This window comes from Streptomyces azureus (assembly GCF_001270025.1).
Taxonomy (GTDB): domain Bacteria; phylum Actinomycetota; class Actinomycetes; order Streptomycetales; family Streptomycetaceae; genus Streptomyces; species Streptomyces azureus.
In genome coordinates, this window is the sequence record NZ_DF968229.1 from 16,103 (window position 1) to 42,243 (window position 26,141).

24 protein-coding genes are annotated in these 26,141 nt (G+C 70.9%); 14 read left to right on the forward strand and 10 right to left on the reverse strand.

Features of this window, described 5'->3' with window-relative positions:
• Window positions 1–22: 22 nt before the first annotated feature.
• The 3 genes from AOQ53_RS09135 (at window position 23) to AOQ53_RS09145 (ending at window position 3,125) form a co-directional block, all read left to right on the forward strand.
• Entirely contained in the window at window positions 23–967 is a 945-nt protein-coding gene (locus AOQ53_RS09135; protein WP_059416485.1) for an RluA family pseudouridine synthase, read from the forward strand.
• Window positions 964–1,443 (forward strand): GNAT family N-acetyltransferase, encoded by a 480-nt coding sequence (locus AOQ53_RS09140; RefSeq protein WP_059416486.1) that lies wholly within the window; start codon window positions 964–966, stop codon window positions 1,441–1,443. Before AOQ53_RS09135 ends, AOQ53_RS09140 begins: the two co-directional genes overlap by 4 nt.
• Window positions 1,444–1,538: 95 nt before the next feature.
• The gene (locus AOQ53_RS09145) at window positions 1,539–3,125 is read left to right on the forward strand and encodes a Na+/H+ antiporter (RefSeq protein ID WP_059416487.1); all 1,587 of its coding nucleotides are present in this window, start codon (window positions 1,539–1,541) and stop codon (window positions 3,123–3,125) included.
• A gap of 65 nt (window positions 3,126–3,190) precedes the next feature.
• On the opposite strand, the gene AOQ53_RS09150 is transcribed toward AOQ53_RS09145, so the two are convergent.
• Window positions 3,191–4,318: a mechanosensitive ion channel family protein gene (locus tag AOQ53_RS09150; RefSeq protein ID WP_059416488.1), complete on the reverse strand. Its 1,128-nt coding sequence runs from the start codon at window positions 4,316–4,318 to the stop codon at window positions 3,191–3,193.
• Window positions 4,319–4,380: 62 nt separating this feature from the next.
• Here AOQ53_RS09150 and AOQ53_RS09155 point away from each other — a divergent pair, with 62 nt between their 5' ends.
• A complete protein-coding gene (locus AOQ53_RS09155; RefSeq protein ID WP_269085442.1) occupies window positions 4,381–4,998 on the forward strand; it encodes a dienelactone hydrolase family protein in 618 nt (205 codons plus the stop codon).
• A 37-nt stretch (window positions 4,999–5,035) separates the two neighbouring features.
• On the opposite strand, the gene AOQ53_RS09160 is transcribed toward AOQ53_RS09155, so the two are convergent.
• The 4 genes from AOQ53_RS09160 to AOQ53_RS09175 all read right to left on the reverse strand — a co-directional run bounded on the left by AOQ53_RS09160 (window position 5,036) and on the right by AOQ53_RS09175 (window position 9,808).
• Window positions 5,036–6,706: an alkaline phosphatase D family protein gene (locus tag AOQ53_RS09160; protein WP_059416489.1), complete on the reverse strand. Its 1,671-nt coding sequence runs from the start codon at window positions 6,704–6,706 to the stop codon at window positions 5,036–5,038.
• Between the two features lie 92 nt (window positions 6,707–6,798).
• Complete coding sequence (locus AOQ53_RS09165) at window positions 6,799–7,617, reverse strand: DsbA family protein (RefSeq protein ID WP_059416490.1); 819 nt, start codon at window positions 7,615–7,617, stop codon at window positions 6,799–6,801.
• 77 nt (window positions 7,618–7,694) lie between these two features.
• Window positions 7,695–8,390 carry a hypothetical protein gene (locus AOQ53_RS09170; protein WP_059416491.1) on the reverse strand — a complete coding sequence of 232 codons (696 nt, stop codon included), beginning with the start codon at window positions 8,388–8,390 and terminating at the stop codon, window positions 7,695–7,697.
• Between the two features lie 92 nt (window positions 8,391–8,482).
• Window positions 8,483–9,808, reverse strand: coding sequence for a DUF2252 domain-containing protein (locus tag AOQ53_RS09175; protein ID WP_059416492.1), 1,326 nt, complete (start codon window positions 9,806–9,808; stop codon window positions 8,483–8,485).
• A 216-nt stretch (window positions 9,809–10,024) separates the two neighbouring features.
• On the opposite strand from AOQ53_RS09175, the gene dnaE reads away from it, so the two are divergent.
• Window positions 10,025–13,564 (forward strand): DNA polymerase III subunit alpha, encoded by a 3,540-nt coding sequence (dnaE, locus tag AOQ53_RS09180; protein WP_059416493.1) that lies wholly within the window; start codon window positions 10,025–10,027, stop codon window positions 13,562–13,564.
• Window positions 13,565–13,665: 101 nt separating this feature from the next.
• Here the strand turns inward: dnaE and AOQ53_RS40580 are convergent, their stop codons facing one another.
• On the reverse strand, window positions 13,666–13,830 hold the full coding sequence (locus tag AOQ53_RS40580) for a hypothetical protein (RefSeq protein ID WP_230299561.1): 165 nt from the start codon (window positions 13,828–13,830) through the stop codon (window positions 13,666–13,668).
• Between the two features lie 222 nt (window positions 13,831–14,052).
• Between AOQ53_RS40580 and AOQ53_RS09185 the strand changes: the two genes are divergently transcribed.
• From AOQ53_RS09185 to AOQ53_RS09200, 4 genes are all read left to right on the forward strand, one after another.
• Window positions 14,053–15,264: an NYN domain-containing protein gene (locus tag AOQ53_RS09185; RefSeq protein WP_059416494.1), complete on the forward strand. Its 1,212-nt coding sequence runs from the start codon at window positions 14,053–14,055 to the stop codon at window positions 15,262–15,264.
• A gap of 123 nt (window positions 15,265–15,387) precedes the next feature.
• A complete protein-coding gene (locus AOQ53_RS09190; RefSeq protein WP_059416495.1) occupies window positions 15,388–16,362 on the forward strand; it encodes an ABC transporter ATP-binding protein in 975 nt (324 codons plus the stop codon).
• A 148-nt stretch (window positions 16,363–16,510) separates the two neighbouring features.
• A complete protein-coding gene (locus AOQ53_RS09195) occupies window positions 16,511–17,332 on the forward strand; it encodes an ABC transporter permease (RefSeq protein ID WP_059416496.1) in 822 nt (273 codons plus the stop codon).
• 56 nt (window positions 17,333–17,388) lie between these two features.
• On the forward strand, window positions 17,389–18,102 hold the full coding sequence (locus AOQ53_RS09200; protein WP_078945224.1) for an AAA family ATPase: 714 nt from the start codon (window positions 17,389–17,391) through the stop codon (window positions 18,100–18,102).
• A gap of 33 nt (window positions 18,103–18,135) precedes the next feature.
• Here the strand turns inward: AOQ53_RS09200 and ybaK are convergent, their stop codons facing one another.
• The 4 genes from ybaK to AOQ53_RS09220 all read right to left on the reverse strand — a co-directional run bounded on the left by ybaK (window position 18,136) and on the right by AOQ53_RS09220 (window position 22,133).
• The gene (gene ybaK, locus AOQ53_RS09205) at window positions 18,136–18,639 is read right to left on the reverse strand and encodes a Cys-tRNA(Pro) deacylase (protein WP_059416498.1); all 504 of its coding nucleotides are present in this window, start codon (window positions 18,637–18,639) and stop codon (window positions 18,136–18,138) included.
• Window positions 18,640–18,650: 11 nt separating this feature from the next.
• Window positions 18,651–19,391: an LON peptidase substrate-binding domain-containing protein gene (locus AOQ53_RS09210; RefSeq protein WP_059416499.1), complete on the reverse strand. Its 741-nt coding sequence runs from the start codon at window positions 19,389–19,391 to the stop codon at window positions 18,651–18,653.
• 11 nt (window positions 19,392–19,402) lie between these two features.
• Window positions 19,403–20,434, reverse strand: a complete 1,032-nt coding sequence (locus tag AOQ53_RS09215; protein ID WP_174523248.1) for a hypothetical protein — start codon at window positions 20,432–20,434, stop codon at window positions 19,403–19,405.
• A 121-nt stretch (window positions 20,435–20,555) separates the two neighbouring features.
• Window positions 20,556–22,133, reverse strand: coding sequence for an oxidoreductase (locus AOQ53_RS09220; RefSeq protein WP_059416500.1), 1,578 nt, complete (start codon window positions 22,131–22,133; stop codon window positions 20,556–20,558).
• A 178-nt stretch (window positions 22,134–22,311) separates the two neighbouring features.
• Between AOQ53_RS09220 and hisD the strand changes: the two genes are divergently transcribed.
• Genes hisD through hisH form a run of 5 tightly spaced genes read left to right on the forward strand, consistent with a single transcriptional unit; the run spans window position 22,312 to window position 26,138 of the window.
• Window positions 22,312–23,637 carry a histidinol dehydrogenase gene (gene hisD / locus AOQ53_RS09225; protein WP_059416501.1) on the forward strand — a complete coding sequence of 442 codons (1,326 nt, stop codon included), beginning with the start codon at window positions 22,312–22,314 and terminating at the stop codon, window positions 23,635–23,637.
• On the forward strand, window positions 23,634–24,746 hold the full coding sequence (locus AOQ53_RS09230; RefSeq protein WP_059416502.1) for a histidinol-phosphate transaminase: 1,113 nt from the start codon (window positions 23,634–23,636) through the stop codon (window positions 24,744–24,746). The genes hisD and AOQ53_RS09230 overlap by 4 nt, the downstream gene beginning before the upstream one ends.
• Window positions 24,743–25,336, forward strand: a complete 594-nt coding sequence (gene hisB / locus AOQ53_RS09235) for an imidazoleglycerol-phosphate dehydratase HisB (protein ID WP_059416503.1) — start codon at window positions 24,743–24,745, stop codon at window positions 25,334–25,336. Before AOQ53_RS09230 ends, hisB begins: the two co-directional genes overlap by 4 nt.
• On the forward strand, window positions 25,333–25,497 hold the full coding sequence (locus tag AOQ53_RS44530; protein ID WP_010039417.1) for a hypothetical protein: 165 nt from the start codon (window positions 25,333–25,335) through the stop codon (window positions 25,495–25,497). Before hisB ends, AOQ53_RS44530 begins: the two co-directional genes overlap by 4 nt.
• Complete coding sequence (hisH, locus tag AOQ53_RS09245; RefSeq protein ID WP_408055143.1) at window positions 25,494–26,138, forward strand: imidazole glycerol phosphate synthase subunit HisH; 645 nt, start codon at window positions 25,494–25,496, stop codon at window positions 26,136–26,138. The genes AOQ53_RS44530 and hisH overlap by 4 nt, the downstream gene beginning before the upstream one ends.
• Window positions 26,139–26,141: the final 3 nt, after the last annotated feature.

The following is a 26,141-nucleotide window of genomic DNA, read 5'->3' on the forward strand; positions in this document are numbered from 1 at the left end:
ACCCGTCCGGCATACTCGACGGGTGAGCACGATTCCCGAGATCCGTACCCTGCCCGTGCCCGACGGACTGGAGGGCGAGCGCGTCGACGCCGCCATCTCCCGTATGTTCGGCTTCTCCCGGACCAAGGCGGCCGAGCTCGCCGCCGCGGGGAAGGTCACGGTCGACGGATCGGTGGTCGGCAAGTCGGAGCGGGTGCACGGCGGAGCCTGGCTCGAAGTCGAGATGCCGCAGGCGCCCGCGCCGGTGCAGGTGGTGGCCGAGCCGGTCGAGGGCATGGAGATCGTGCACGACGACGATGACGTGGTCGTGATCGTCAAGCCGGTGGGCGTGGCCGCGCACCCGTCGCCGGGCTGGACCGGCCCGACCGTCATCGGGGGCCTGGCCGCCGCCGGGTACCGGATCTCGACCTCCGGGGCCGCGGAGCGCCAGGGCATCGTGCACCGGCTCGACGTCGGCACGTCCGGGCTGATGGTGGTCGCCAAGTCGGAGTACGCCTACACGTCGCTCAAGCGCCAGTTCAAGGAGCGCACGGTCGACAAGCGGTACCACACGCTCGTCCAGGGCCACCCCGACCCGACCAGCGGCACCATCGACGCGCCCATCGGACGGCACCCGCAGCACGACTACAAGTGGGCGGTCACCGCCGAGGGCAAGCCGTCCGTCACGCACTACGACCTGATCGAGGCCTTCCGCGCGGCGTCCCTGCTCGACGTGAAGCTGGAGACCGGCCGCACCCACCAGATCCGCGTCCACATGGCCGCCCACCGGCACCCCTGCGTGGGCGACCTGACGTACGGGGCCGACCCGACGCTCGCCAAGCGGCTCCATCTGACCCGCCAGTGGCTGCACGCGGTGCGGCTCGGCTTCGAGCACCCCGGGGACGGGCAGTGGGCGGAGTTCTCCTGCGAGTACCCGGACGACCTCCAGAAGGCCCTGGACCAGGTCCGGGAGGAGACGTACGCATGAGCGGGAGGCCGGCGCCGTCGTACGCGGTGCGGGTCGCCGAGGACCCGGCCGACCGTGAGGCGTGCTTCGCGGTGCGCAAGGAGGTGTTCGTCGGCGAGCAGGGAGTGCCGGAAGGCATCGAGTACGACGCGTACGACCGGGGGGCCGTCCATGTGCTGGCGGTCCGGGAGGACGGCGTGCCGGTCGGGACCGGGCGGCTGCTGCTCGGGGAGGCGGCCGTGGCGCAGACCGGCGCCGACCCGTCCGTGGGCTCCCTCGGCCGGCTCGCCGTGGCCGCCCACGCGCGCGGTCTCGGTGTCGGCGCCGCCCTGGTGCGGGCCATCGAGGAGGCGGCACGCGCGCGTGGTCTCGCGGCCGTGGACCTGCACGCCCAGACGCACGCGCTGGGCTTCTACGAGCGGCTCGGCTACGAGGCGTACGGGCCGGAGTACTTGGAGGCGGGCATTCCGCACCAGGCGATGCGGCGCTCGCTTTAGCCCGTCATGACGGGTGCCGAAACGGTTTGTCCCGGGAGTTGCGTGGCAGGCTTGAGGTCAGTCGTGTGAACGTTTGACCTTCCGGAGCGCTGACCGTGGATCAGTTGGCCCTGCTGTTCGTGCTGCTGCTCGGGGCCGTGATCAGCGTCCCGGTCGGGGACCGGATCGGCATGCCCGCGCCGGTGCTGATGACACTCCTGGGCATAGTCCTCGCGCTGCTCGACTTCGTGCCGAACGTGCAGATCCCGCCGGACCTGATCCTGCCGCTGTTGCTTCCGCCGCTGCTGTACGCGGCGGTGCGGCGCACGTCCTGGCGGCAGTTCGCGGCGAACAAGAGACCGATCTTCCTGCTGGCCGTGGCGCTGGTGTTCGTCACCATGGCCTCTGTGGCCGCCGCGGCCAACGCGATCGTGCCGGGGCTGCCGCTGGCAGCGGCGTTCGCGCTCGGCGCGCTGGTCGCGCCGCCGGACCCGGTCGCGGCGACCGCCGTCGCCGGGCAACTGGGGCTGCCGCGCCGGCTGGTGTCGATCCTGGAGGGCGAGGGGCTGTTCAACGACGTGACGGCCATCGTCCTGTACCACGTGGCGATCGCGGCCGCCGTCAGCGGGACGTTCTCACCCTGGAAGGCCGGGCTGGATCTGGTGCTGTCGGCCGTGGTGGCGGTGGCCGTGGGCCTCGCGCTGGGCTGGGGCGCGAACAAGCTGATGGAACTGCTCGGGGAGGCGACCCTCCAGATCGGGCTGACCCTGCTGGTGCCGTACGCCTCGTACGTCATGGCCGAGGAACTGCACGGGTCCGGAGTGCTCGCCGTGCTCACCACCGCGCTGTTCCTCGCGGAGTACGGGTCCGACGCCGACGACGTCATGACGCGGCTGGCCGGGCACACGTTCTGGAACATCGTCGACACGCTCGTCACCGGCGTCGCGTTCGGGCTGGTCGGGCTGGAGTTGCACAACGCGATCCACACGGCGTCCGGCCGCTGGGGCGAGTTGCTCGGGTGGGCGGCGGTGGTCGTCTGCGTGGTCGTGTTCGTACGGCTGTTGTGGCTGCTGCCGGCGACCTGGCTGACCAAACGGCTGCACGCGCGGCGGGACTACGACGAGGACATCCCGGTGAGCTGGCGCGAGACCGTGGTGATGTGGTGGTCGGGGATGCGGGGGGTGGCCTCGGTCGCGCTGGTGCTGGCCATTCCGCTGGAGACCGACGCCGGGGCGCCGTTCCCCAGCCGGGACGAGATCATCTTCATCGCGTTCGGGGTGATCATGGCGACGTTGGTGGTGCAGGGGCTGACGTTGCCGTGGCTGGTGCGGTCGCTGGGGGTGCGGGCCGACACGGACGTCGAGAAGGAGTTCGCGAAGGCGTTGGCGATCCGGGCGTCCAAGGCGGCGAAGCGCAGGCTCCGGGAGATCGAGGAGGCCGAGGAACTGCCGGAGGAGTTGTCCGAGCAGATGGTGCGGCGGGCGTTCGACATCGCGGTGCGGATCAGCCCTGAAGTGGCCGAGGACGAGCGGCGGGACGCCTATCGGGAGCGGGCCCGGCGGCTGAAGCGGGTGCGGCGCATCCAGCAGGAGATGCTGAGTGCGGCGCGGCATGAGGTGTTGGCGGCGAGAAGCGAGCCGGGGGCGGACCCGGAGGTGGTGGACCGGGTGCTGCGGCATCTCGATGTGCGGTCCATGCGGTGAGCTGTAGGCTCCCCCCTCCCCGGGGCGGGCCCGCCCGTAGCTGTTCGCTTCAGCCGTTGACCTCGTCAGCGCTCCGGCCTCGTCGAGCCGTGGAAGCGGCGCTGCTGCGGGACGCCGTCCTGGGACGGGCGGTGGCCGTTCTGGGTCTGGGACGGCGGCAGGATCGCGTCCGCCGTGTTGACCCGGGGCAGGGCGTACGGGTGCTCGTCGGCCAGCCAGCGGACCATCTGCTCGCGGACCGTGACCCGCGCCGTCCAGATGTCGTCCGCGTCCTTGGCGGTGACCAGGGCCCGCACCTGCATGGTGTTGGGGGTGGTGTCCGTCACGGACAGGTCGTAGGCGCGGCCGTCCCAGGCCGGGCACTGGCGCAGGATGTCGCGGAGTTTCTCGCGCATGGCGTCCACGGGGGCCGTGTGGTCGACGTGCCAGAAGACGGTGCCGGTCATCTGCGGCGTGCCGCGCGACCAGTTCTCGAACGGCTTGGACGTGAAGTACGACACCGGCATGGTGATCCGCCGCTCGTCCCAGGTGCGCACGGTCAGGAACGTCAGCGTGATCTCCTCGACCGTGCCCCACTCGCCGTCCACGACGACGGTGTCCCCGATGCGCACCATGTCGCCGAAGGCGATCTGGAACCCGGCGAACATGTTGCTCAGCGTGGACTGGGCGGCGACACCGGCGACGATGCCGAGGATGCCGGCCGAGGCCAGCAGTGAGGCACCCGCCGCGCGGAACGCCGGGAACGTCAGCAGCATGCTCGCCGCGGCCACCACGCCGACGATCGCCGACACCACCCGCATGATCAGCGTCACCTGGGTGCGCACCCGGCGGACCCTGGCCGGGTCGCGGTGGGCCCGGCCATTGGCGTAGCGGCTGTAGGACGTCTCGACGATCGCCGACGCGATACGGATCACCAGCCAGGCGGCTGACCCGATCAGTACCAGGGTCAGCGCTTGGCCGATGCCCTCCTTGCGGCTCTCCAGCAGTTGTGCCTCGTCGTACGACCCTCGCAGCAGGGCCGCGCACAGCAGGAGCTGGTAGGGGATGCGGCCGCGACGGAGCAGACCCCACAGCGGGGTCTCGTGGTGCCGTTCGTCGGCCTTGCGCAGCAGGAAGTCGGTGGCCCAGCCGATCACCAGCGTGAGCACGACCGAGCCACCGACCACGATCAGCGGTCGTAGCAGGTTCTCCATGCCCCCGAACCTAACCGGCTCGCCGGGGGCATGAACATGTGACTTCGGCGGCGTCCTGGGTAGTGCCGCGATCTCGGCTCGTCACACCCGGCTGGCACCATGGCTTCATGAACATCATGCTCTTTCACTCGACCCATGGGCTGCGGCCCGCGGTGCTCCAGGCCGCCGACCGGCTGCGCGCGGCCGGACACGAGGTGTGGACACCCGACCTCTTCGAGGGACGCACGTTCGACACGGTCGAGGAAGGCATGGAGCACAAGGAGAAGATCGGCAAGGAGGAGCTGCTGAGGCGGGCCGTGCTGGCCGCCGCGCCCTACTCCGAGCGCGGGCTGGTCTACGCCGGGTTCTCGCTCGGCGCCTCCATCGCGCAGACCCTCGCCCTCGGCGACGACAAGGCGCGTGGGCTGCTGCTCGTGCACGGCACGTCGGACATCGCGCCGGGCGTCACGGCGGACGAGTTGCCGGTCCAGCTGCACGTGGCGGAGCCGGACCCGTTCGAGACGGACGACTGGCTGAGCGCCTGGTACCTCCAGATGGGCCGCACCGGCGCCGACGTAGAGGTGTACCGGTACGCCGGGGCCGGCCACCTCTACACCGACCCCGACCTGCCCGACTACGACGAGGAGGCCGCCGAGGCCACCTGGCGGGTGGCGCTCGGCTTCCTGGAGACCCTCCAGTAGACCGGCCCGTTCGGGCACGCCTTCGAGGTGACGGTGGTTACACCGGGTCGTGGACGCGCTCGATCTTCTGCGTGCCGCTGCGCGTGCGGTACGAGCGGGCCCACGTGACGGTGGCGTCGCGCTTCGTGCGGTCGGACAGGACGTAGTAGTCCATCTGCGCCCGCTCGGCCGTGATGTCCAGGACGCCGTAGCCGTGGCGGTCGGTGTCGACCCAGTGGACGTGCCGGTTGGCGGCGCGGATGACGGGTGAGGCGACCGCGGAGACCGTGCCCTGGGGGACCTTGACGAGGTCGTCGAGGTTGTCGGAGGTGACCGAGGTGACGACGAACTCCGTGGCGGCCGACGGGGACAGCGGGTACGTACCGGCGTCCACCGGCACGTCGTTGGCCCAGGCCATGTGGATGTCGCCGGTGAGGAAGACCGTGTTGCGGATCGAGTTCGCCCGCAGGTGCGCCAGGATCTCGCGGCGGTCGTCGGTGTAGCCGTCCCACTGGTCGGTGTTGAGGGCGAGGCCCTCCTGCGGCAGGCCCAGCAGCTTGGCCAGCGGCTTCAGCAGATCGGCGGAGAGCGAGCCGATGGCGAACGGCGAGACCATCACCGAGTTGCCGACCAGCCGCCAGGTGGTGTCGGACGCCTTCAGGCCCGCCTTGAGCCAGTCGAGCTGGGCGCGGCCGGTGAGTGTGCGGTCCGGGTCGTCGACCTCGCCGCCTCCGACCTTGACCTGCTGCGAGCGGAACGAGCGCAGGTCCAGCAGCGAGAGGTCGGCCAGCTTGCCGAAGCGCAGGCGGCGGTAGGTGGTGCCCGCGATCGCCGGTCGCACCGGCATCCACTCGAAGTAGGCCTGCTTGGCGGCGGCCTGGCGGGCGGACCAGGCGCCCTCGGCGCCCTCCGTGTGGTTCTCGGCGCCGCCCGACCAGGCGTCGTTGGCGAACTCGTGGTCGTCCCAGATCGCCACGACCGGGGCCGCCGCGTGCAGCGCCTGGAGGTCCGGGTCGGTCTTGTAACGGGCGTGCCGGACGCGGTAGTCGGCGAGGGTGACGATCTCGTGGGCCGGGGCGTGCGGGCGGACGACCGTGCCGCGGGTGCCGTACTCGCCGGTGCCGTACTCGTAGACGTAGTCGCCGAGGTGCAGCCAGGCGTCCAGGTCGCCGCGGGCCGCGAGATGGCGGTACGAGGAGAAGTAGCCGGCTTCCCAGTTGGCGCAGGAGACCACGCCGAAGCGGAGGCCCGTGACGGCCGCGTCGGCCGCCGGGGCGGTGCGGGTGCGGGCGGCGGGGGAGTCGGTGCCCCCGGCGGAGAAGCGGAACCAGTAGTCGGTGGCCGGTTCCAGGCCGCGGATGTCGGCCTTCACGGTGTGGTCGGAGGCGGCGGTCGCGGTGGTGGAGCCCTTGGCGACGACGGTGGTGAACGCCCGGTCCCTGGCGACGACCCAGCTCACCTCGGTGGCCGGGCCGAGCCCCGAGCCGGGTATGGCCTCCGGGACGGGCGTCACGCGGGTCCACAGCAGGACGCCGTCCGGCAGGGGGTCACCGGAGGCGACGCCGTGCAGGAAGGCGGGAGCCTGGTCGACGGCGCGCGCGGGCAGGGTCGCCGCCAGCGGTCCGGCCAGGACAGCGGTCGCCGCCGCGGCCTTGACGACCGTGCGGCGGCGCGGGGTGAGGGAGTTGAGGCCCTCTGACGGCTTCGATGATCTGTATCGACTGGTCACGGACGATCAGGTTACTGATCGGTATGCACCAGAGCGGGCGAACTCCCGAAGTTCGCCCGCTCTTCACGCAGTGACCGGTCCCGGCCTCGTCGTCACTTCTTGAGGGCCTCGCCCACCACCCGGTTGAAGTCGGCCACCGTCATCAGCGGCGTGCCCTGCTTGTCGGCGGTGAGCTGCTTGCCGTCCATGACGAAGCCCGGGGTGCCCTGCACGCCGTCCTTGTTGTCGTCGAAGGTCTTCGACATGGCCATCGCCCAGGCGTCGTAGGTGCCCTTCTCGACCGCGTCCTGGAACTTCTTGTTGTTCTTCAGCGCGGGGACGGTGTCGGCGACCTTGATGAGGTAACTGTCCTTCTTGAACTCGTCGGTCGTCTCCTCGGGGTGGTACTTCGCCGAGTACAGCGCGGCCTTGTAGTCGAGGAACGCCTCGGGGCTGACGTTCAGCGCGGCACCCAGGGCGCTCAGCGCGTTCTTGGAGCCCTCGCCGTTGTCCTTGTTGTCGATGAAGGTCGCGCCGATGAACTGCATCTTGTACTTGCCGTCGTCGATGTCCTTCTTCACGGTCGGACCGACGGTCTGCTCGAACTGGGCGCACACGGGGCAGCGCGGGTCCTCGTAGATCTTCAGGGTCTTCTTGGCCGAGTCCTTGCCGATGACGACCGTGGTGCCCTTGGCGCCCGTGGTGTTGGCCGGGGCGACGACCTTCTCGTCCTTCACCGCCTCCCAGTGGGTCGGCTTGTTGGCCTGGACGACCGCGTAGCCGATGCCGCCGGCTATCGCCAGGACGCCGACGATGGAGGCGGCGACGATGATCTGCCGCTTGGCCTTCGCCCGCTTGGCCTCGCGCTCGCGCTCGATGCGCAGCCGCTCACGGGCCGCCGTCTTCGCCGCCTGGCTGTTCCGCTTGCTCATGGTGATGTTCTCCGTCGGGGACGCGCACACGTCGTGTGCGGAATATGTAAGGGGGACTGCCGGTGCTCGAAAGGTGCTCACGCGAAGGCGGGCGAGCACGGCGGTCCACGTCGTCCCAGGGAGTGGGCGAGGATCCGGTCGCGGGCGGTGGGCGTGCGGTCGGCGGCCCGCGACGGCAGCCGGGGCCCGGCCGGGTCCCGTGTCACCGTCACCGCGGCGACCGCCAGCAGCAACGGCCGGAACGTGCTCGCCGCCACCGCCCGCAGCAGCTGGGCCAGGGCCCGCTCACCCCGGCGCAGCCAGACGGCGGCGGCCAGTCCCACGCCGACGTGCGCGCCGAGCAGCAGCCAGGCGGTGGCCGGGTCGGCATGCGCGACCACGGCCGCGAGCCGGTCGGTGCCGGTGGCCCCGGCCATCCGCGCCAGCGGCGTGCCGACCTCGCCGCCGCCGCACAGCACGTCCAGGCCGACCGACCGCAGAGGGCCGGCGACCGGGCCGCCCGACCGGCCGTAACAGGCGTGCTGTCCCGTGGTGAACACCGTGTCCGCGGCCAGTTCCAGCGGGATCAGCAGGGCGGCGATCCGCCCGAAGGAGCGCTCGCGGCCCGCCAGGGCGTACGCGATCACGAACACGGTGGCGGCGACCGCGGCCACCGTGCCCAACGGGAGCGGGACCCCGGACAGCAGCACGTGCGACGCGGTGCTGAGCGTCACGACCACTGCCGTGAACAGCGCCGCGCGTACGGCTCTGAGCTGGATCCCGGATATGTCCATAGCGAAAGGAGAGTCTGTCACGGGGGCCTTAAGGGACCCCTAAAGGATGCCTGTGAGAGAGCGGTCGGCCAAAGCCGGCGGTTCAGGGGTCCTTACAGCCCCGGGATCCGGCCGTTGCGGAACAGGTCAACGAAGGTCTGGTGGTCGGCACGCGCGCGTGCGCCGTAGCTGTGCGCGAAGTCGGTCAGCAGCGGCGCGAAGCCCTCCTCGTCGGCCGCGATCGCCGCGTCGATGGCCCGCTCCGTGGAGAACGGCACCAGGGACTCACCGGACTGGTCGTCCGCCGCCGAGTGCATCGTGGCCGTGGCCCGGCCGAGATCGGCCACCACCTGTGCGATTTCCTCCGCGTCGTCGATGTCGCCCCAGTCGAGATCCACCGCGTACGGCGAGACCTCGGCGACCAGCTGGCCCGCGCCGTCCAGCTCGGTCCAGCCCAGCCACGGGTCGGCGTGCGCCTGGAGGGCACGCTGGGAGATGACCGTGCGGTGCCCCTCGTGCTGGAAGTAGTCGCGGATCGCCTGGTCCGTGACGTGCCGGGAGACGGCCGGGGTCTGGGCCTGCTTGATGTAGATCACCACATCGTTCTCCAGGGCGTCGCTGTGGCCCTCAAGGAGGATGTTGTACGACGGCAGCCCCGCCGAGCCGATGCCGATGCCGCGCCGGCCGACGACGTCCTTCACGCGGTAGGAGTCCGGGCGGGCCAGCGAACTGTCCGGCAGCGTCTCCAGGTAGCCGTCGAAGGCGGCGAGGACCTTGTAGCGCGTGGCCGCGTCCAGCTCCACCGAGCCGCCACCCGGCGCGAAGCGGCGCTCGAAGTCGCGGATCTCCGTCATCGACTCCAGCAGCCCGAACCGGGTCAGCGACCGGGCGTCACGCAGCGCGTCCAGCAGCGGGCCCTGCGCGGTGTCCAGCGTGAACGGCGGCACCTCGTCGCTCTTGGCGCCGGTGGCCAGCGCGTGGATCCGCTCGCGGTACGCGACCGCGTAGATCGTCACCAGCTCGGAGATCTGCTCGTCGCTGAGCGCCTTCGCGTACCCGATGAGGGCGATGGAGGCGGCGAAGCGCTTCAGGTCCCACGTGAAGGGACCGACGTAGGCCTCGTCGAAGTCGTTGACGTTGAAGATCAGGCGGCCGTTGGCGTCCATGTACGTGCCGAAGTTCTCCGCGTGCAGGTCGCCGTGGATCCACACGCGCGAGGTGCGCTCGTCCAGGAACGGCCCGCCCCGCTTCTCCTCATCCAGATCGTGGTAGAAGAGGCATGCCGTGCCCCGGTAGAACGCGAAGGCCGAGGCCGCCATCTTCCGGAACTTCACGCGGAACGCGGCCGGGTCGGCGGCCAGGAGCTCGCCGAAGGCGGTGTCGAAGACGGCGAGAATTTCCTCACCGCGGTGCTCGTCGTCGAGCTGCGGGAACGACATCGCTGGGTGCCTCCTGGTGCATGCGTCTGGGGACGGCAGGTCCGCCCTCTGCCTAACGTGCGGCGGTCCGCGGGAGTGCCCGCGAGCCTCGCACGAAGGTACGCGGGTCAGGCCCCCGGGTGTCAGCGGCGAGGCATAGACTTCGACGCTGTCCCCCAGACTGTCCGCAGCCTGTCGGGCCCCATTCGACGTATGTTTTCCCTGGAGGCCGCAGCCGTGTCGAAGCCGCCGTTCACGCACCTGCACGTCCACACCCAGTACTCGCTGCTGGACGGTGCCGCGCGGCTGAAGGACATGTTCAACGCGTGCAACGAGATGGGCATGACGCACATCGCCATGTCCGACCACGGCAACCTCCACGGGGCGTACGACTTCTTCCACTCCGCGCAGAAGGCCGGGGTCACCCCGATCATCGGCATCGAGGCGTACGTCGCGCCCGAGTCGCGCCGCAACAAGCGCAAGATCCAGTGGGGCCAGCCGCACCAGAAGCGGGACGACGTCTCCGGTTCCGGTGGTTACACCCACAAGACGATGTGGGCCGTGAACAAGACCGGCCTGCACAACCTCTTCCGGCTCTCCTCGGACGCGTACGCCGAGGGCTGGCTCCAGAAGTGGCCCCGGATGGACAAGGAGACCATCGCCAAGTGGTCCGAGGGGATCGTCGCCTCCACCGGCTGCCCCTCCGGCGAGGTCCAGACCCGGCTGCGCCTCGGCCACTTCGACGAGGCCCTCAAGGCCGCCGCCGACTACCAGGACATCTTCGGCAAGGACCGCTACTTCCTGGAGTTGATGGACCACGGCATCGAGATCGAGCGCCGGGTCCGCGACGGCCTTCTGGAGATCGCCAAGAAGCTCGGCATCCCCCCGTTGGTCACCAACGACTCGCACTACACCTACTCGCACGAGGCGAGCGCCCACGACGCCCTGCTGTGCATCCAGACCGGCAAGAACCTCTCCGACCCGGACCGCTTCAGGTTCGACGGCACCGGCTACTACCTGAAGTCCACGGACGAGATGTACGCCATCGACTCCTCGGACGCCTGGCAGGAGGGCTGCGCCAACACCCGGCTGATCGCCGAGATGGTCGACACCACGGGCATGTTCGAGAAGCGCGACCTCATGCCCAAGTTCGACATTCCGGAGGGGTACACCGAGGTCAGCTGGTTCCGCGAGGAGACCCTGCGCGGCATGCACCGCCGCTTCCCGGACGGCATCCCGGACGACCGCATGAAGCAGGTCGAGTACGAGATGGACACCATCATCTCGATGGGCTTCCCGGGCTACTTCCTCGTGGTCGCCGACTTCATCATGTGGGCCAAGAAGCAGGGCATCGCGGTCGGCCCCGGCCGAGGCTCCGCGGCCGGCTCGATCGTCGCCTACGCCCTCGGCATCACCGACCTCGACCCCATCCCGCACGGCCTGATCTTCGAGCGGTTCCTCAACCCCGAGCGCATCTCCATGCCCGATGTCGACATCGACTTCGACGAGCGCCGGCGCGTCGAGGTGATCCGGTACGTGACGGAGAAGTACGGCGCCGACAAGGTCGCCATGATCGGCACGTACGGCACCATCAAGGCCAAGAACGCGATCAAGGACTCCGCGCGTGTGCTGGGCTACCCGTACGCGATGGGCGACCGCCTCACCAAGGCCATGCCCGCCGACGTCCTCGGCAAGGGCATCAACCTCGACGGCATCACCAACCCCGAGCACCCCCGGTACTCGGAGGCGGGCGAGATCCGGGCGATGTACGAGAACGAGCCGGACGTGAAGAAGGTCATCGACACCGCCAAGGGCGTCGAGGGCCTGGTCCGGCAGATGGGCGTGCACGCCGCCGGCGTGATCATGTCCAGCGAGACGATCACCGACCACGTCCCGGTCTGGGTCAGGCACACCGACGGCGTGACCATCACGCAGTGGGACTACCCGAGCTGTGAGTCGCTCGGCCTGCTGAAGATGGACTTCCTGGGCCTGCGCAACCTGACGATCATGGACGACGCCGTCAAGATGGTGAAGTCCAACAAGGGGATCGACATCGATCTCCTGAGCCTCCCGCTCGACGACCCCACGACCTTCGAACTGCTCCAGCGCGGCGACACCCTCGGCGTCTTCCAGTTCGACGGCGGCCCCATGCGCTCGCTGCTGCGGCTGATGAAGCCGGACAACTTCGAAGACATCTCCGCCGTGTCGGCCCTGTACCGCCCGGGCCCGATGGGCATGAACTCCCACACGAACTACGCGCTGCGCAAGAACGGGCAGCAGGAGATCACCCCGATCCACCCCGAGCTGGAGGAGCCGCTCAGGGAGGTCCTGGACGTCACCCACGGCCTGATCGTCTACCAGGAGCAGGTGCAGAAGGCCGCCCAGATCATCGCCGGCTACTCGCTCGGCGAGGCCGACATCCTCCGCCGCGTGATGGGCAAGAAGAAGCCCGAGGAACTGGCGAAGAACTTCGTGCTGTTCCAGGAGGGCGCCCGCAGGAAGGGTTTCAGCGACGAGGCCATCCAGGCCCTGTGGGACGTGCTGGTCCCCTTCGCCGGCTACGCGTTCAACAAGGCGCACTCCGCCGCGTACGGACTCGTCTCGTACTGGACCGCGTACCTCAAGGCGAACCACCCCGCCGAGTACATGGCCGCGCTGCTCACGTCCGTGAAGGACGACAAGGACAAGTCGGCCGTCTACCTCAACGAGTGCCGCCGCATGGGCATCAAGGTGCTCCCGCCGGACGTCAACGAGTCGATGTCCAACTTCGCCGCCCAGGGCGACGACGTGATCCTCTTCGGCCTCTCCGCCGTCCGCAACGTCGGTACGAACGTCGTCGAGTCGATCATCCGGTGCCGCAAGGCCAAGGGGAAGTACACCTCGTTCCCGGACTACCTCGACAAGGTGGAGGCGGTGGTCTGCAACAAGCGCACCACCGAATCGCTGATCAAGGCCGGCGCCTTCGACGCGATGGGCCACACCCGCAAGGGCCTCACCGCGCACTACGAGCCGATGATCGACAACGTCGTCGCGGTCAAGCGCAAGGAGGCCGAGGGGCAGTTCGACCTCTTCGGCGGCATGGGGGAGGAGCAGAGCGAGGAGCCGGGCTTCGGGCTCGACGTGGAGTTCACCACCGAGGAGTGGGACAAGACCTATCTGCTCGCCCAGGAGCGGGAGATGCTCGGACTGTACGTCTCCGACCACCCGCTGTTCGGGCTGGAGCACATCCTGTCCGACAAGGCCGACGCGGGCATCTCCCAGCTGACCGGTGGTGAGCACGCGGACGGCGCGGTCGTCACCATCGGCGGCATCATCTCCGGCCTCCAGCGCAAGATGACCAAGCAGGGCAACGCCTGGGCCATCGCCACCGTCGAGGACCTCGCCGGTTCGATCGAGTGCATGTTCTTCCCGGCGACCTACCAGCTCGTCTCGACCCAACTCGTCGAGGACGCCGTGGTGTTCGTCAAGGGCCGCCTCGACAAGCGCGAGGACGTGCCGCGGCTGGTCGCGATGGAGTTGCAGGTCCCCGACCTGTCGAACGCGGGCACCAACGCGCCCGTCGTGCTGACCATCCCGGCCACGCGGGTCACCCCGCCGCTGGTCAGCCGTCTCGGCGAGGTCCTCAGCCACCACAAGGGCGACAGCGAGGTGCGGATCAGGCTCCAGGGGCCGACCAAGACGACCGTGCTGCGTCTGGACCGGCACCGGGTGAAGCCGGACCCGGCGCTCTTCGGTGACCTGAAGGTGCTGCTCGGGCCGTCCTGCCTGGCGGGCTGACGCTGAGCTCGGAGCGGCTCTTGACGCGCGAGAGGGGCGCACCTGGTACCGGGTGCGCCCCTCGGCGTGTGTCCGGGCCTCAATCACCCGTTACACAGATGTCAGTTGTGACCGAAGCTCCGCTTGCGCTTGCGGGACGCCACGTCGCCGGGGGTCACCTCGACCTCGGGCTGGGGCTCCGCCTCCGCGGTGGGACGGCGGTCCGCACGCTGACCACGCTCGGTAGGACGCTGCTGCTTACGGTCACGGTTCTTGTTCTTGGCCATGGTGATGCCTCCTGTGGGGGATCTAGGGGCCAGGGCCGGGACCAGATTCACACAGGCCGACAACGATCGCATGTCGGACAATTACCGTGCGTGACAGGGCTGGTCGTGGCGAGAACCTCGGAAACGCCACGCCGAAGATCGAGTTCCGGCCGTTAACCTCCGCGCCGTCGGGCAGACTCGAAGCAAGCCCGAAGCAAACCTCCCGGGAAGAGGGTGAGTCGTGTGGACCGCTGCATCGTCCTGGTGGACGCGGGGTATCTGCTGGGGGCAGCGGCGAGTCTCCTCGCCGGGGAGCCCTCACGATCCCGTATCACCGTCGACCACACCGCCCTCATCCAGGGGCTGCGCGAACGCGCCGAGTCGGACACACAGCAGCCGCTGTTGCGCATCTACTGGTTCGACGGCGCCCCCGACCGCGTCCCGCAGCCCGAGCACCGCAGGCTGCGCGTGATGCCCCGGGTCACCGTCCGGCTGGGCGCGCTGACCCGCAGCGACGGCCGCTGGGCGCAGAAGGGCGTGGACGCCGCGATGCACGCCGAGCTCACCGAACTGGCCCGCAACCGCGCCTGCTCGGACGTCGTCCTGGTGACCGGGGACGGCGACCTGCTGCCGGGCATGATGGCCGCCAAGGAGCACGGCGTCGCCGTCCACCTGTGGGCCGTGCAGGCCGCCGACGGCGACTACAACCAGTCCGAGGACCTGGTCGCCGAGGCCGACGAGCGGCGCGTCCTGGATCGCGCCTGGATCACCAAGGCCGTCCGCGCCAAGGAGCACACCGGCGTGTGCGCCCCGCAGCCCGCGCCCCGGCCCGAGATCGCCGCGATCCTCTCCGCCCCGCTGCCCGAGGCCGCGCTCGCCGCCGCGACCGAGCGCCCCGCCCCGCAGCCGCAGCACCCCGCGGCCGACGCCGGGCAGAACGGAGCGGAGGAACGGGTGCCCGCCCCGAAAGGCGTTCCCACACCCAAAGACCTCGCCGCCCTGCGCGCCCCCGGCACCCAGGCCGCCCAGCAGCCCGCCTCCGCCACCCTCCGCTGGTCCTCCGACAAAGGCTGGGTCGACCGGCCCACGGCCGAGCCCCCCGAGGCCGCCTCGATGCCGACGCTCGCCCAGCTGACCACGGCCGAGCAGCGGTGGGCCGACCGCGAGGAGGACATCACCACCGTCGGCGGCGACCCCTTCGAGGTGGGGCAGGTCTTCGCCCGGCGCTGGGTCGAGCGCCTCGGCGACCAGGGCCACCTGCAGAAACTGTCCGGGATGTACCCGCGCATCCCGCACCGCGTCGACGGGGAGCTGCTGCGCTACGCCGCCCGCTTCGGTCTGCTGGCCCACAAGGACGACCAGATCGACGAGCGGGACCGGTACGCCATCCGGGCCGGTTTCTGGAAGGAGATCGGCGTGCGCACGGGAGTGGAGCACGCGCCTGTCGGCGAATGAGGACTTTGCCGACGGATTTCCCGTTGTGGACCGACCCGAGAGCGGACCGGGCTTGCCGACCCCGTAGTCTCGTCCCTTGTGAGTAAGCGCGCGGCACAGGCATTTCGGCACGATGGTGACGTCGTGTGCGCGGTGCGCGGGCTGACCAAGACCTATCCGGCGGTACGCGGCCGTCGCGGCGCGCCCGGAACACCCGAGGTCCGGGCCACGGACGACGTGACGCTGGACATCAGGCGCGGCGAGATCTTCGGCCTGCTCGGGCCGAACGGCGCCGGCAAGTCCACCCTCGTACGGCAGCTCACAGGACTGATGCGGCCCGACCGCGGCAGCGTGGGGATCCTCGGGCACGACATCGTGCGCCACCCGGAGCGGGCCGCGCGGATCCTCGCCTACCTCGGGCAGGAGTCGACCGCCCTCGACGAGCTGACCGTGTCGCTCGCCGCCGAGACCACCGGGCGGCTGCGCGGCCTGGACGTACGGCGGGCGCGGGCCGAGCGGGACGACGTACTCGACGAGCTGGGGCTCGCGCCGCTCGCCGGGCGGCCGCTGAAGAAGCTCTCCGGGGGCCAGCGGCGCCTGGCGTGTTTCGCCGCGGCGCTGGTGGGGGAGCGGCCGCTGCTCGTGCTCGACGAGCCGACCACCGGCATGGACCCGGTGGCGCGGCGGGCCGTGTGGTCCGCCGTCGACCGGCGGCGGGCCGAGCGCGGGACGACCGTGCTGCTCGTCACCCACAACGTCATCGAGGCCGAGACCGTGCTGGACCGGGTGGCCGTCCTCGACCGGGGGCGGGTGATCGCCTGCGACACCCCGACCGGGCTCAAGGAGCAGGTCGCCGGCGAGGTGCGGGTCGATTTGGTGTGGCGGGACGCGGCGCCGCTGCACGTCCCCGAGGTGGCCGCGCTGCGGGACCGCGCCGTGGAGTCGGGCCGCCTGTGGACGCTCCGGCTCGGGCCCGAGGAGGCCCGGGCGGTCGTCGCCACCGTCACCGGTGGGGCCGCCTTCGCCGCCCTCGACGACTTCACGCTGGCCACCCCGAGCCTGGAGGACGTGTACTTGGCCCTGGGCGGTGCCGTGCAGCAGGGGCTGGTGAAGGCGTGAGGCGTACCGAGGCCTTGAGTGCGGGGGCGAACATGACGGCCTGGAATGTGACGGCCCGGAATGCGGCGGCCTTGAGTACGCAGGCCGCCGCGTACGTACCGAACAGGGCGACTGCCGCAGTGGACCCGACGAAGGGGAGCAGCGCGACGTGAGTGTCGTACCCGCCGATGTCCTGCCGGGCAGTGCCCTGGCCGTGGAGGAGCCCGCCGCGTGCGCGGCCGAGCTCGGACCTCGGGCGCGGCTGTGGCCGTCGCTGGCGGCCGTGTACCGGGCGCAGCTGTCCCGGGCGCGGGTCGCGCGGATCCCGTTGCTGTTCGTGGCGACCTTCCAGTCGATCGGGATCATGATCCTGATGCGGGGGGTCGTGGACGACGGGGCGGAGGCGCAGGCCGTCGTCGCCGGGTCGTCGGTCCTGGTGGTCGCCTTCGTCGCGCTGAACCTCCTCGCGCAGTACTTCGGGCAGCTGCGGGCCAGCGGCGGACTCGACCACTATGCGACCTTGCCGGTGCCGCCGGCGGCGGTGGTGCTGGGCGCGGCGGGCGCGTACGCGTCGTTCACCGTGCCCGGGACCGTCGTGACGGCGGTGTTCGGCTGCGTGCTGTTCGGGCTGCCGCTGGCCCATCTGTGGATCCTCGTGGCCGTGATCCCGTTGGCGGGCGCCGCGCTCGCCGGGCTCGGGGCGGCGCTCGGGCTGCTGGCGCCCCGGCCGGAATTGGCCACGCTGCTCGGGCAGCTGGGCATGTCGGCGGCGCTGCTGCTGGGCGTGCTGCCGGCGGACCGGATGCCGGAGGTCGTGCGGTTCGCTCGGGATCTGCTGCCGTCGACGTACGGGGTGGAGGCCTTCGCGCGCACGTTCGGGCCGAACCCCGACTGGGCCTTCGTGCTCGGTGACCTCGCCGTGTGCGGGTTCGTGGGCGTCGTCTCGCTGGCCGTGGCGACCTGGGCGTACCGCCGGGCGGCCGTGCGGTGAGCGGGGAGGGATCGTCCGGTGACGCGGGGCACAGGCGGGCCTGGCACGATGGCAGGGTGACCGCACCACTGAATCCGCCACCGCCACCGCATGAACGTTCCGCACAGGGGTCGTGGCAGCCGCCGGCCGCCGGGCCCGAGGCACACGGGGCTCACGGGTTTCAGGCTCCCGGGTCTCACCACGCCGAGTACGCCGGGCACGGCTGGTACGAACAGGACGGCCCCGGATTGCAGGCGGAAGTGCGGGAGGCCGCCGTGGTCGCGGTGGCCGTGGCGCTCGGCGGCGTGCTGCTCGGGGTCCTGTGGTGGTGGCTCGCTCCGCACGTGCCGCTGGTCGGTGACGTGGCGGAGGGCAACTGGGCCGTCTACCTCAAGGAGACCGAGGGGGAGCAGGCCGTCGGTGTCGACGGCACGTTCACGCTGCTCGGGCTGGGCTTCGGGGTCGTGAGTGCGCTCGTTGTGTTCCTGTTGCGGCGGCGCGGGGGTGTGCCGCTGGTGGTGGGGCTGGCCGTCGGGGGACTGCTCGGGTCGTTGCTCGCGTGGCGGACCGGAGTGTGGCTCGGGCCTGCGGGGGATGTGGTCGCGCAGGCGAGGGAAGTCGGGCGGGGGGTGACGTTTTCCGCGCCGCTGAGGATGGGGGCGAAGGGGGCATTGCTGGCTTGGCCTCTTGCCGCGCTGGTGTTGCACCTGGGGCTGACGGCGCTGTTCGGGCCTCGGGATCCGGAGCCGGAGTTTTCGGACGGGCCGTATCAGGCACCGCCGGTGGCGTAGTGCTCGGTGCCGGTGCTGGGGCCGGGTGGGCGCCTAGGTACGTCCGATAGAAGCCAGCACCGCTTCTGTCAGCCTGGCGAGATCCTCCGGGGACAGCTCCACCTCCAGGCCCCTCCGGCCCGCCGACACACAGATCGTCGTATGGGCCGAGGCCGACGCGTCCAGCACCGTCGGGAGCTTCTTTCGCTGGCCCAGCGGGGAGATACCGCCCCGGACATAGCCCGTCGTGCGTTCCGCCAGTGTCGGGTCGGCCATTGTGGCGCGCTTGCCGCTCACCGCTGCTGCCAGGGCCTTCAAGTCCAGCTGGCCCGCCACCGGGACCACCGCGACCGTCAGCGTGCCGTCGACGTCCGCGACCAGGGTCTTGAAGACGCGGTCCGGGGAGACGCCCATCGCCTCGGCCGCCTCCTCGCCGTAGGAGGGGTGCGCGGGGTCGTGGTCGTAGGAGTGGACCGTGTATTCCACACCGGCCGTCGTCAGTGCGACCGTCGCGGGCGTGCCGCCCGGCTGTTGCTGCTTCCTCGACTTCTTCGCCATTCCGGTCCGCTTCAGTTGAGACTCGTCGGGCCGCGCGTCAGGTCCGACGCCGGCAACGACGGCAGATTACGGATGATGGCCGTCTCGGAGCGAAGGAGTTTCAGCTCGTCGCGCAGGCGGGAGGCCGTGTCGGGCGCCTGGAGCAGGCGCTGCTTGGTGGGGGTGTCCAGCATCATCGCCGCGGCCACCAGGTACGACACCACACCCGGCTCGTCGGGCAGGTCGGCGCCGGTCGTCAGGGACCGCTCCCGCGCGCCCGCCAGCCGCTTCTGGTACTGGCGGAAGGACCGCAGCACCCCCTCGGCCAAGGGCGCCGCCTCGTCGCCGGGTTCCTCCGGCAGCGTCTCCAGCTCGGCCGTCAGGAAGGGACCTGACGCCTCCACCGACAGCAGCCGCACCCGGTTCGTGCCGGTCGCCAGCACCTCGAAGGAGCCGTCGGTCCGCTCGCGGATCGTCGCGGCGTCCGCGATACAGCCCACCTTGTGGAACGCCTTGGCCGGGTCCGTGCCGAAGCCGGCGGCGGGCCCCCGCTCGGGCAGGGACGTGGGGTCGGGCATGCCGGGCGCGCTCAAGGCCACCTCGTGGCCGTCGCGGATCGCCACGACGGCGAACCGGCGCGGCTCGTCCTCCGGCGTCTTCAGCAGCTCGCGCATCATGGCGCGATACCGCTCCTCGAAGACGTTGAGCGGGAGCACGAGCCCCGGGAACAGCACCGAGTTCAGGGGGAAGAGGGGGAGCCGGACGGTGGTCACGACGCAAAAGCCTAATGGTCGCGGGAGCGGGCTCGTCCGCCCCGTTCACTCCGTGGATGCCCGGACGGCCGGCCGGCCGCCCCGGCCCGGATGTCGTCGCGTACCCGAAGGAAGTGGCCGAGCGGGTCGTCGGACACCTGGTCCCAGGGGAACGAGGTGGCGTACGGGCCGTTCAGGCGCAGCTGCTCCTGGGCATCCGGCCAGCGCTCCAGGCGCACCAGGACGAAGACGAGCAGGTTCCGCATGCGGGCCGGCCAGGGGTCGGACGCCGGCAGTCGAAGGGAGAGCGCGATCGCCCGGTCGGCGGCCGCGTCCAGCCGTTCGCGCGGCAGCTCGGGCCCGCAGTCGTCGGTGAGGTAGCCGAAGGCGGCCCGCAGCGGGAGCGCCTGGACGAGCGCGTCGGCGGGCGCGTCCTGCGCGGCCCGGTCGGCGAAGTCGAAGCACTCCTGGTGCGAACCGTGCCAGGACGCGGCCAGATAGCGCAGGGCCGACTCGTGACAGCCGTAGTGGTGCGGGGCGCGACGGACGGCCGCCACCCACAGTTCCTCGAAGTAGCTGTGTCCGGCCTGGGCGCCGCGCGCGTGGTCCAGCGCGAGCCGCCAGGGCACGGGGTCGCCGTGGTCGGCCCGCGCGGCGGCCGTGATCAGCGGGCTCACCTCGCGCAGCGCCTCGGCCCGGGCCGGTGACTGCCAGGCGCGGTCCACCGCCAGCTGGGCCCCGAGCAGCAGCGCGTCCGGGTCCTGCGGGGCGGTGGCGAGCCAGGCGTCCAGCCAGTCGGGGCGCGAGCGGGCGAAGGCGGCCAGCCGGGTGACGTACCGGTCGCGCCGCTCCCACTCGGCCGCCGCCCGGGTGGCGCGGAGCAGCCCGGCCGCCGGTCCGTGGTCGTCGCGGGCGGCCGCGACCAGCGCCGGACTGAGCCGCGCGTCGGGCGCGTCGAGCAGCACCTCGTCGTCGGTGCGCGGTCCGCTGACGAGGTGGGAGGCGGTCCTTGTCATCCGGCTCGCGCGGATGAACGGCAGCTGTATTGCCATGGTGCCGACCATTGAAAGTCCGCTGGTCACAGCGGCGCCAGATCGTTCGGGGAAGTCGCGGAAAGTTGTACGCCGAAAGGTCAAGAGACGGTAAAACTGTGACAGTCCGACAACTGCCATCACATGGGCAACACTAGTTGCGCCGCAGCAGCCGCGTCGCCCCCGCCGCCACCGTGGTCGCCAGGATCCAGCCCAGCAGGATCATCGCCGTCGCCAGCCACTGCCAACCCCCGCGCAGCTGCCAGAAGCCCACCTGGCCGAGGTCGATGACCGGCAGCAGCAGATCGAGCGTGAAGAGCGCGGGGTTCCACTCCGGATGCTCGCCCCGCTTCAGCGGCGGATGCCCGGCCTGCGCGAAGGCGAGCGAGCCCGCCGCCCACAGCACCGCCATCCACACCGCGGCCCGGGCCGGCCGGTACCCGTAGGCGACCGTCCAGTCCTGCGCGTAGCCCCACAGCTTGGCGGCCGGCGGCAGGCTCTCCCGGTGCCGGCGCTGCTTGGCGAGCAGCACCTCGCGGGCGTCCTCGTCCTCCCCGCCGGCCCGCAGCACGGCCGCGAGCCGCTCGTACGGCTCCGGGTTGTACTCGGCGGTCGCCGCCGCCACCCAGTCCAGCCGCTCGGCCAGCGGGAACGGCCCGCGCGGCACGAGGTTCTCGTAGGCGAAGCCGCCCATGTGCAACCTTCCCGGGCCAGGCCAGGCGTCCGCCCGGTCCATCAGGTTGACGATCTTCGCCCCCGACAGCACCACACGCCCGCGCTCGGGATGCTCGCCGAGGAACCGCAGCTCGGGCGTCTGCACCCGGCGCAGCGACAGCTCCTGATCGTCGGTGAGGGTGAACCTGGCCCGTTCGAAGTCGACCGCGTCGCCGAACCGCCCGTCGTCCAGCCGGATCCCGCCCTCGCACGCGAACCGCTGGATCCGCGTCCCGCGCGCCGGGGTCATCCCGCTCATCGCCTGGGCGCCGACGCCCGCCGGGGTCAGGTACAGGCTGCGCTCGACGGTCAGCTGCGGGGCGTTGAAGGCGAGCCGCTCGTACGGGTTGGCCAGACGGGCGCCGCGCAGGCTCAGGGACACACCGATGGTGGCGGCGCGCAGGCTCAGCTCGCCGTGCGACTCCAGCAGCTCGGCCTGTAAGTCCTGGCCGACGGTCAGGCCGTCCGCGGCGATCGACCGGCCGCTGCGGTCCCGGTGCACGATCGCCTGGTTGAGCATCAGGTCCGTGCCGATCTGCGCGTCCGTGAGCCGGATGCCGCGGTGGAAGCGGCAGCGCGGCAGATGCAGATCGCCCTCCGTCTGCAACCGGGCCGCCTCCAGCCGAGGCACCGAGCAGTCCACCATCCGTACAGTCGTGAAACGGGCCTCCGGCAGCAGCACGTCCTGTTCGAACCGGCACTGGCGCATCTCGACGTACGGCACCACCGTGCCGCCCGCGAGGTCCAGCGAGCCGCTGATCAGCACGCCGGTCAGTTTCAGCGATGACACCCGGCCGGCCAGGGCGGGCGGGCCGTCCAGGAGCAGCCAGCAGACGATCCGGGCCCGCACGGTCCGCTCCTCGCCCCACGGGTGGCCGCCGTGCGGGTCGTCCACCACCGGGTCGCCGCTGCTCAGGTCGTACACGCTGCCGTTGCGGAACGCCTGCCACATTCCGGCCTCCGCCGCTGTCAGGTCGTCGGGCAGCTCCCCGGCACGCACGCCGGCCCCCTCGGTCACGTCTCTTCCTTCCTCCCCGAATACTCGCGAGTCAGGCGCTTCGTACACCTGTTCATGCCCGCTGAGTGACGCCCCGAACGCGAAACGTGAAGGGGATCTTCCGTGTCCCGGCGACACTCTGTATCAGCCATTGATACGAGCGAACGGCGCGTCATGCGGGTCTGAGAGAATTGAGCACGTGATCTCCCGAATCGATCTGCGTGGCGACGCCCTCCCCGAGGGCCCCGCCCTGCGCGACCTGCTGCCCCGAGCCGAGTTCGACGTACAGGCCGCCCTGGAGAAGGTGCGTCCGATCTGCGAGGACGTGCATCATCGGGGCGACGCGGCGCTGATCGATTTCGCCGAGCGGTTCGACGGGGTCAGGCTCGACCAGGTGCGGGTGCCGGCCGCCGCGCTCACGCGCGCGCTGGAGGAGCTCGACCCGGCCGTGCGCGCGGCCCTGGAGGAGTCCATCCGGCGTGCCCGGACCGTCCACCGCGAGCAGCGTCGCAGCACGCACACCACCCAGGTGGTGCCCGGCGGCTCCGTGACCGAGAAGTGGGTTCCGGTCGAGCGTGTCGGGCTGTACGCGCCCGGCGGCCGGTCCGTGTATCCGTCCTCCGTGGTCATGAACGTCGTGCCCGCGCAGGAGGCCGGCGTCGAGTCCATCGCGCTCGCCTCCCCTGCCCAGGCGGAGTTCAACGGGCTGCCGCACCCGACGATCCTCGCCGCCTGCGCGCTGCTCGGTGTCGACGAGGTCTACGCCGCCGGCGGTGCCACCGCCGTCGCGATGTTCGCGTACGGCACGCAGTCCTGCCCGCCCGCCAACATGGTCACCGGCCCCGGCAACATCTGGGTCGCCGCCGCCAAGCGCTACTTCACGGGCAAGATCGGCATCGACGCCGAGGCCGGCCCGACCGAGATCGCGGTCCTGGCCGACGACACGGCCGACCCGGTGCACGTCGCCTCGGACCTGATCAGCCAGGCTGAGCACGACCCGCTGGCCGCCGCCGTGCTCGTCACGGACTCCGTCGAGCTCGCGGACGCCGTCGAGAAGGAGCTGGAGCCGCAGGTCGCGGCCACCAGGCACGTCGACGACCGGATCGTCCCGGCGCTGTCCGGGAAGCAGTCCGCGATCGTGCTGGTCGACGGCATCGACGAGGGCCTGAGGGTGGTCGACGCCTACGGCGCCGAGCACCTGGAGATCCAGACGGCGGACGCCGCCGCCGTGGCCGACCGCGTCAGGAACGCGGGCGCGATCTTCATCGGCCCCTGGGCCCCGGTCTCCCTCGGCGACTACGCGGCCGGCTCCAACCACGTCCTGCCCACCGGCGGCTGCGCCTGCCACTCCTCGGGCCTGTCCGTCCAGTCGTTCCTGCGCGGCATCCACATCGTCGACTACACCAAGGACGCGCTGGCCGAGGTCGCGCACCACGTGGTCACGCTGGCGGAGGCGGAGGACCTGCCCGCGCACGGCGCGGCGATCAAGGCGAGGTTCGGCTGGAAGGTGCCGGAGAGCAAGTGAGCGACGTACGCATCGACGATCTGCCCGTACGGGACGAGCTGCGCGGCAAGTCCCCCTACGGCGCGCCCCAGCTGGACGTCCCCGTACGGCTGAATACCAACGAGAACCCCTACTCGCTGCCCGAGCCGCTGGTCGAGCGCATCACCGAGCGGGTCCGTGAGGCGGCCCGCAACCTCAACCGCTACCCGGACCGGGACGCGGTCGAGCTGCGCACGAAGCTCGCCGAGTACCTGACGGACACGTCCGGCTACGAGGTCGGCCTGGCCAACGTCTGGGCCGCCAACGGCTCCAACGAGGTCATCCAGCAGCTGCTCCAGACCTTCGGCGGGCCGGGCCGCACCGCGATCGGCTTCGAGCCGTCGTACTCGATGCACGCGCTGATCTCGCGCGGCACGGGCACGGGCTGGATCTCCGGTCCGCGGGGCGACGACTTCACCATCGACCTCGCGGCCGCCGAGCAGGCGATCGCCGAGCACCGGCCCGACGTCGTCTTCATCACCACCCCCAACAATCCCACGGGCAACGCGGTCCCGCCCGAGACGGTCCTCGCGCTGTACGAGGCCGCGCAGGCGGCGAAGCCGTCGATGGTGGTCGTGGACGAGGCGTACATCGAGTTCAGCCACGGCGACTCGCTGCTGCCGCTGCTCGACGGACGCCCGAACCTGGTGGTCTCCCGCACGATGTCGAAGGCGTTCGGCGCGGCGGGCCTGCGCCTCGGCTACCTCGCCGCGCACCCCGCCGTCGTGGACGCCGTCCAGCTCGTCCGGCTGCCGTACCACCTGTCTGCCGTCACCCAGGCGACCGCCCTGGCCGCCCTGGAGCACACCGGCACGCTGCTGGGCTACGTCGAGCAGCTCAAGGCCGAGCGGGACCGCCTGGTCACCGAGCTGCGCGAGATCGGCTACGAGGTGACCGCGTCCGACGCCAACTTCGTACAGTTCGGCCGGTTCGCGGACTCCCACGAAGCCTGGCGGAAGATCCTCGACCGGGGCGTCCTGGTCCGGGACAACGGCGTGCCCGGCTGGCTCCGGGTCACCGCCGGAACCCCCGAAGAGAACGACGCGTTCCTCGACGCGGTACGTGCACTGAAGAAGGAGCAGAGTTCATGAGCCGCGTAGGACGCGTGGAGCGGACGACCAAGGAGACCTCGGTCCTCGTCGAGATCGACCTCGACGGCACCGGCAAGACGGAGATCTCCACCGGCGTCGGCTTCTACGATCACATGCTCGACCAGCTCGGCCGGCACGGTCTGTTCGACCTGACCGTGAAGACCGAGGGCGATCTGCACATCGACTCGCACCACACCATCGAGGACACCGCCCTCGCCCTCGGCGCCGCCTTCAAGCAGGCCCTCGGCGACAAGGTCGGCATCTACCGCTTCGGCAACTGCACGGTCCCGCTGGACGAGTCCCTCGCCCAGGTCACCGTCGATCTGTCCGGCCGCCCTTACCTCGTGCACACCGAGCCCGAGAAGATGGCCCCGATGATCGGCGAGTACGACACCACGATGACGCGGCACATCCTGGAGTCCTTCGTGGCCCAGGCGCAGATCGCGCTGCACGTGCACGTGCCCTACGGGCGCAACGCGCACCACATCGTGGAGTGCCAGTTCAAGGCGCTGGCCCGGGCCCTGCGCTACGCGTCCGAGCGCGACCCGCGTGCGGCCGGCATCCTCCCTTCCACGAAGGGCGCCCTGTGAACGGCATCTCGACCCTGCTGATCGTCGTCGGCCTGTTCCTCGTCGGCGGGATCTACTCCTTCGTCAAGCAGAAGATGCCCAAGGGCCTGATCGTGCTGCTCTCGATCGGCGCCGCGATGTGCCTGGCGGCCGGTGTCGTGAGGCTGGAGGTGTGGAATTGAGCGCCCCGCAGAAGAAGGTAGTCGTCTTCGACTACGGCTTCGGCAACGTCCGCTCCGCCGAGCGCGCCCTCGCGCGCGCGGGAGCCGACGTCGAGATCACGCGTGACTACGACAAGGCCATGAACGCCGACGGCCTGCTCGTGCCGGGCGTCGGCGCCTTCGCCTCCTGCATGAAGGGCCTGCGCGAGGCGCGCGGCGACTGGATCGTCGACCGCAGGCTGTCCGGCGGCCGCCCGGTCATGGGCATCTGCGTCGGCATGCAGATCCTCTTCGCCCGTGGCATCGAGCACGGCGTTCAGAGCGAGGGCCTCGACGAGTGGCCCGGCTCGGTCGAGCCGCTCCAGGCCGAGATCGTGCCCCACATGGGCTGGAACACCGTGGAGGCGGCGGCCGGCTCGCAGCTCTTCGCGGGCCTGGACGCGGACGCGCGCTTCTACTTCGTGCACTCCTACGCCGTCCACGACTGGTCGCTCCAGACGCACAACCCGGCGATGGAAGCCCCCAAGGTCACCTGGTCCACGCACGGCAAGCCGTTCGTCGCGGCCGTCGAGAACGGCGCCCTGTGGGCCACGCAGTTCCACCCCGAGAAGTCCGGCGACGCCGGAGCGCAGCTGCTGAACAACTGGATCGGAACCCTCTGATGC